The 6,838-nt window shown below is 60.9% G+C and carries 6 protein-coding genes; all 6 read right to left on the bottom strand.

The features are described 5' to 3' along the window. Positions 1-99 precede the first annotated feature (99 nt). Entirely contained in the window at positions 100-1,581 is a 1,482-nt protein-coding gene (gene trpE / locus EJA71_RS00225; protein WP_158953279.1) for an anthranilate synthase component I, read from the bottom strand. A 71-nt stretch (positions 1,582-1,652) separates the two neighbouring features. Then, on the bottom strand, positions 1,653-2,471 hold the full coding sequence (locus EJA71_RS00220; protein ID WP_158953277.1) for a phosphoglycolate phosphatase: 819 nt from the start codon (positions 2,469-2,471) through the stop codon (positions 1,653-1,655). Then, positions 2,468-3,142 (bottom strand): ribulose-phosphate 3-epimerase, encoded by a 675-nt coding sequence (gene rpe / locus EJA71_RS00215; RefSeq protein ID WP_007918813.1) that lies wholly within the window; start codon positions 3,140-3,142, stop codon positions 2,468-2,470. Before rpe ends, EJA71_RS00220 begins: the two co-directional genes overlap by 4 nt. Before the next feature lie 79 nt (positions 3,143-3,221). Next, positions 3,222-4,370: an iron-containing alcohol dehydrogenase gene (locus EJA71_RS00210; RefSeq protein ID WP_158953275.1), complete on the bottom strand. Its 1,149-nt coding sequence runs from the start codon at positions 4,368-4,370 to the stop codon at positions 3,222-3,224. 226 nt (positions 4,371-4,596) lie between these two features. After that, positions 4,597-5,421, bottom strand: coding sequence for an ABC transporter permease (locus tag EJA71_RS00205; RefSeq protein ID WP_008084123.1), 825 nt, complete (start codon positions 5,419-5,421; stop codon positions 4,597-4,599). Positions 5,422-5,433: 12 nt separating this feature from the next. Next, complete coding sequence (locus EJA71_RS00200) at positions 5,434-6,681, bottom strand: ABC transporter permease (RefSeq protein WP_158953273.1); 1,248 nt, start codon at positions 6,679-6,681, stop codon at positions 5,434-5,436. Between the last annotated feature and the right edge of the window lie 157 nt (positions 6,682-6,838).

Genomic DNA, 6,838 nt, shown 5'->3' with positions numbered 1-6,838 from the left:
GTGAGCCTGCTCGCGATTGCGGATTAACATTCAACAGATTTGTTGACTGACCCACCGCTATCGCGAGCAGGCTCACTCCTACAAAGGTTTTGTGTGGACTCAGGCTTCCGGAGTTTGCTCGGCCAGGGCGACGGCGCGGAACATCGCGCGGCGTTTGTTCAGGGTTTCTTCCCATTCCAGTGCCGGCACCGAGTCGGCGACGATGCCGCCACCGGCCTGCACGTGCAGTTCGCCGTTCTTGATCACTGCGGTGCGAATGGCAATCGCGGTGTCCATGTTGCCGTTCCAGGCGAAGTAACCGACCGCGCCGCCATACACACCACGCTTGACCGGTTCCAGTTCGTCGATGATTTCCATCGCACGAATTTTCGGTGCACCGGACAAGGTGCCAGCCGGCAGAATCGCCCGCAGTGCGTCCATCGCCGTCAGCCCCTGTTTCAACTGGCCGGTAACGTTGGAGACGATGTGCATCACGTTGGAATAACGCTCGATGACCATCTTCTCGGTGAGTTTCACCGAACCGATTTCCGAAACGCGACCGGTGTCGTTACGACCCAGATCGATCAGCATCAAGTGCTCGGCGATCTCTTTGTCGTCCGACAGCAGATCTTCTTCCAGCGCCACATCGGCTTCTTCGGTCGCGCCGCGTGGGCGAGTACCGGCAATCGGGCGCACGGTGATCAGGTTGTCTTCGACGCGCACCAGCACTTCCGGCGAACTGCCGACGACATGGAAATCACCGAAGTTGAAAAAGTACATGTACGGCGTCGGGTTGAAGCAACGCAGGGCGCGGTACAGATCGATCGGTGCAGCCTTGAAGTCGATCGACATGCGCTGCGACGGCACGACCTGCATACAGTCACCGGCCAGGATGTATTCCTTGATGGTGTCGACGGCTTTTTCGTAATCGTCCTGAGTGAAACTCGAACGGAACACCGGATCAGCCGATTGCTGTTTGCTGAAGTCCAGACCACGGCGCGGGGTGATCGGCTGGCGCAGTTGCTCGAGCAATTCCTGCAAACGTGCCTGACCTTGTTCGAAGGCATCGGCCTGCGCAGGGTCGGCGAGGACGATCGCGTGCATCTTGCCGGCGAGGTTATCGAACACCACAACAGCGTCGGAAACCATCAGCAGAATGTCCGGCACGCCCAGCGGATCCGGGTTCGGGCACTTGCCTAGACGCTTCTCGACGTAGCGCACGCAGTCGTAACCGAAGTAACCGACCAGACCACCGTTGAAGCGCGGCAGACCAGCGATGGTCGGCACGTTGTAGCGCGCCTTGAAGGTTTCGACGAAGGCCAACGGGTCTTCAACATCGTGGCTTTCGGTTTCAACGCCATCAACGGTGATGCTGACGTGATGATCGTGAACGCGCATGACCGTGCGGCATGGCAGACCGATGATCGAGTAACGGCCCCACTTCTCGCCGCCCTGCACCGATTCGAGCAGGTAAGAGTTGGGCTGGTCGGCCAGTTTCAGGTAGATCGACAGCGGCGTGTCGAAGTCGGCCAGGGTTTCGCAGGCCAACGGGATGCGGTTGTAGCCGTCAGCGGCCAAGCGCAGGAATTCTTCGCGGATCATAAGGTGCCTCGTGGTGTGAGGGGCAAATCAGTCAGGTATGCAAACGCGCCGGCAGGCCGGCCAGGAACAAGTCAGGCGCGCCAACGCCAGCGGGCCAGGGCCTTGATGACTTTCATCCAGAGTTTGCGAGTGACCACCACGATGGCGTTTCCAGAAGGGGATTGAGAAGCGTCGGGCAACGTTATCTCAGCGGCCGTAACGAGGCAACCGGGAATTAGCTTGCGCAGATCGTCGATCACCAGTGCCGGCGATTCTTCGGCAATCGGCCGGCCATGGTTGTAGCCATAACTCAGCGCCACGCATTTGACCCCCGCCGCTTTCGCCGCCAGCACATCGCTGCGCGAGTCGCCGACGAACAACGATTGCGAGGCCGGGATGTTGGCCATTTTCATCACGAAGAACAGCGCCGCCGGATCAGGCTTCTTCTGCGGCAAGGTATCGCCGCCGATGATCCACTTGAAATAGCGGCCGATCTTCATCTGATCCAGCAGCGGCGCGACGAAACGCTCGGGCTTGTTGGTGATCAGCGCCATGGCTACGCCTTGTTTGTGCAGCCATTTGAGGGTGTCGCGCACGCCGGGATAGACCACGGTCAGCTCATGGCTGGCGCCGTAAGCTTCCATGAACACATCCAGCGCTTGCTCGGCCTCGACGTCATCCACCGTCGAATGATCGATGCCACCGGCCAGAGCGCGGCGCACCAGCACTGGCGCGCCGTTGCCTACCCACTCGCGCACCGCTTCGATGCCCGCAGGCTGGCGGCCGAGGGAGAGCAGCATGGTGTCCACCGCCGCTGCCAGGTCTGGAACCGAGTCGATCAGCGTGCCATCCAGATCGAACATCACCAGCCGTGGCAGTTTTCCCGGGAACAGCTGCTCAAACCCGCTCATGGGCGCGCCAGCGCCAGTTCGGAACGCATCTTGTCGATGACTTCCTGATAGTTCGGGGCATTGAAGATTGCCGAGCCGGCGACAAAGGTGTCAGCGCCAGCCGCGGCGATTTCGCGGATGTTGTTGACGTTGACGCCGCCGTCGATTTCCAGACGGATATCACGGCCCGAGGCATCGATGATCGCCCGCGCTTCGCGCAGCTTGTCGAGGGTGCCAGGAATGAATTTCTGCCCGCCGAAGCCCGGGTTAACGCTCATCAGCAAGACCATGTCGACCTTGTCGATCACGTATTTGAGCACGTCCAGCGGGGTCGCCGGGTTGAACACCAGACCGGATTTGCAGCCGCCTTCACGGATCAGTTGCAGCGAACGATCAACGTGCAGCGTGGCTTCCGGGTGGAAGGTGATGTAGGTCGCGCCGGCTTCGATGAAGTCGCCAACGATACGATCCACCGGGCTGACCATCAGGTGCGCGTCGATCGGCGCGGTGACGCCGTACTTGCGCAACGCGGCGCAGACCATCGGACCGATGGTCAGGTTAGGCACGTAGTGGTTGTCCATGACGTCGAAGTGGACGAAGTCGGCGCCAGCGGCGAGAACGTTGTCCACTTCCTCGCCGAGGCGGGCGAAGTCGGCGGAGAGAATCGACGGAGCAATTACGAAGGGCTGCATGACGCACCTTTTCTGAGCTAAATCACGATGGCGCGCATTGTAGCCTCATGCATTGCTGCGCGCACCGTGACCGCGATGATCAGTACGCCGCTCGGTAGATCTTCTCGATATCGACGGCGCTTAACTTGCGCGGGTTGTTGCGCATCAAGCGTTCGATGCCCGCGGCTTCTGCCGCCATGGCCGGGATCGCCTCTTCCGGGACACCAAAACTGCGCAGGCCCGCAGGAATTTCCACCGCTGTGCACAAATCGGTCATCGCCTGCACGGCTTTGTCGGCGGCTTCGGCGGCACTCAGATGAGCGGTCTTCACCCCCATGGCTTCGGCAATATCCTGCATCCGTTCGAGGCAGGCCATCTTGTTCCAGGTCATGACATACGGCAGCAGCAAGGCATTACTCACGCCATGGGCGATGTTGAAACGCCCGCCCAGCGGATACGCCAGCGCATGCACCGCGCCGACCCCGGCATTACCGAACGCCATGCCGGCCATCAGGCTGGCAGTAGCCATGTCTTCGCGGGCTTGCAGGTTGGCGCCGTTGGCGTAGGCCTTGGGCAGGGCTTTGGCGATCAGTTTGATCGCGCCGATGGCGAGGGAATCGGTGATCGGCGAGGCGTTCACCGACAAATAGGATTCGATGGCGTGCACCAACGCATCGACGCCACTGGCGGCGGTGACGCTGCGTGGGCAAGTCAGGGTCATTTGCGGGCTGACCAGCGCGACGTCCGGCAAGAGATAGTCGCTGACGATGCCTTTCTTCAGCTGCGCGACTTTGTCCGAGAGAATTGCGACGTTGGTGACTTCAGAACCAGTGCCGGCGGTGGTCGGGATGGCGATCAGCGGCGGGCCTTTGCGCGGCACCTGGTCGACGCCGAACAGATCTTCCAGCGCGCCGTGGTAACCGGCATAGGCGGCAACACTTTTGGCGATGTCGATGGCACTGCCGCCGCCGAGGCCGATCAAGCCGTCGTGTCCACCTTCGCGGTAAACGCGCATGCAGTCTTCGACGATGGCGATTTCCGGGTCGGGCAGGACGCGGTCGAAAATCTCGTACTCGCGCCCGCCCAATTGGCACAGCGCCAGCTCGACGGTGCCGGATTTGACCAGCGCGGCGTCGGTGACGATCAGTGGGTTGTCGATGTCGAGGCGTGTGAGTTCGGCGGCCAGTTGCTCGATGGCGGCAGCGCCGGTGATCAGTTTGTGAGCGATTTTGAACTGGGACAGACTCATCGTGCGCAGCCTCTTATAGATGTGGGAGCTGGGCACAAGATTAGCTGGGGATTTGGGGTTGTCTGCTATTCAGGTCATGAATAACCCAGTCGCGAGGACGGTACTCCCTGATTGTTCCCACGCTCTGCGTGGGAATACAGCCGGGGACGCTCTGCGTCCCATCCTCGAGCGGGAACGCGGAGCGTCCCGAGAGGCATTCCCACGCAGAGCGTGGGAACGATCAGCGTCAGACCTGAGCAGTACGCAGTTTTTCGCTGCGCCCACGCAACCATTCCAGGGTCAGCAGCAGAATGACCGAGAACGCGATCAGCAACGTCGCTGCAGCGGCAATCGTCGGGCTGAGGTTTTCGCGAATCCCGCTGAACATCTGCCGAGGCAATGTCGCCTGCTCAGGCCCCGCAAGAAACAACGTCACCACCACCTCATCAAACGATGTCGCAAAGGCGAACAGCGCCCCGGAAATCACCCCCGGCGCAATCAGCGGCAAGGTCACCCGACGGAATGCGGTCAACGGCGATGCACCCAGACTCGCCGCCGCCCGCACCAGATTGTGATTGAACCCCTGCAACGTCGCCGACACGGTGATGATCACAAACGGCACACCCAGCACCGCGTGCACCACGATCAGCGAGAAGAAGCTGTTGCCCAGGCCCAATGGCGCGAAGAACAGATAACTCGCCACACCAATGATCACCACCGGCACCACCATCGGTGAAATCACCAGCGCCATTACCAGCGCTTTGCCGGGAAAGTCGCCGCGAGTCAGGCCAATCGCCGCCAGCGTACCGAAGATCATCGCCAGCACCGTCGCCGCCGGAGCAACGATGATGCTGTTCTTCAGCGCGCGCATCCATTCCGCCGAGGCGAAGAAGTCGTGATACCACTGCAGCGAAAAGCCCTGCAGCGGGTACACCAGAAAACTCCCCGAGTTGAACGACAGTGGGATGATCACCAGCACCGGCAGAATCAGGAACAACAGAATCAGGCCGCAGAGGATCCGCAGGCTGTAGAACCACACCCGTTCGATGGGCGACATGTAAGGACTCAGCATCTCGAATTCCCCTTAGCTCAGGCGCAGGCGACTGGCGCCCACCAACCAGCTGTAAATCAGATAAAGCACCACGGTCGCCAGCAGCAACAGCCCGCCCAGCGCGGTGGCCATGCCCCAATTGATGCTGGTGTTGGTGTAGAAGGCGACGAAGTAGCTGACCATTTGATCGTTCGGGCTGCCGAGCAGCGCCGGGGTGATGTAGTAGCCGATGGCGAGGATGAACACCAGCAGACAACCGGCGCCGACACCGGCGTAGGTCTGCGGGAAGTACACCCGCCAGAAACTGGCGAACGGGTGGCAGCCGAGGGAAATCGCCGCACGCATGTAGGTCGGCGAGATGCCTTTCATCACGCTGTAGATCGGCAGGATCATGAACGGCAGCAGGATGTGCACCATCGAGATGTATACGCCGGTGCGGTTGAACACCAGTTCCAGCGGCTTATCGATGATGCCCATGGCCATCAGGCCGCTGTTGATCAGACCGCCCGATTGCAGCAGCACGATCCACGCCGCGACGCGCACCAGAATCGATGTCCAGAACGGCAGCAGCACCAGAATCATCAGCAGGTTACTTTGCCGCGATGGCAGGTTCGCCAGCAGATACGCTAGTGGATAGGCGAGCACCAGGCAGATCACGGTGATCACCAGGCCCATCCAGAAGGTGCGGGCGAAGATGTCGAGGTAAATCGCCTGATCCGGGGTGGCCGGGGCGATTTCGCCGAGGTCGTCGATGCGGTGATCGACCGCCGCCAGCAGGTAATACGGGGTGATGCTGCTGGTGTTGCGTTTGACCGCTTGCCAATAGGCCGGGTCGCCCCAGCGCTCATCGAGGCCTTCGAGGGCTTCTTTATAAGAGGCCGGTTCGCTGGCGAAGGGCAGCGCCCGGGCAGTTTTGGTCAGCAGGCTGCGATAGCCGGCCAACTCCATGTTCAAGCGCTTGGACAGATCGCCCAGCGTCTGGTTTTTGCGTGCTTCGGCGAGGTCTTCGCCAGCGGCTTTGTAGACCGGTTCAGCGGGCAGGCCACGGCCGTCCCAACTGGCGATGGCCGCCACAGTGCGCGGCATGCCGCCGACCACTTCGGGGTTGCCAACACTTTTGTAGAGCAGCGCCACGATCGGCACCAGAAACACCAGCAACAGAAACAGCACCAACGGCGCAATCAGCGCTTGAGCCTTCCAGCGGTTGACCCGCTCGGCGCGCTTGAGCTTCTGCTTCAAGGTGGGGCTGTTGCCCTCGTTCAGGGGAACGGCGATGGCCATGACGTACTCCGCAAATCTTTGATCGTTACAGAGGTGGCAAACCACCTTTGTTATTGATAGCTACACATGATCGTTCCCACGCTCCGCGTGGAAATGAATCCAGTGACGCTCTGCGTCACACAGGGACGCGGAGCGTCCCGGGCGGCATTCCCACGCA

The organism is Pseudomonas sp. PB106, assembly GCF_009764645.1.
GTDB lineage: Bacteria > Pseudomonadota > Gammaproteobacteria > Pseudomonadales > Pseudomonadaceae > Aquipseudomonas.
This window is presented reverse-complemented; position numbering and strand designations above follow the sequence as displayed.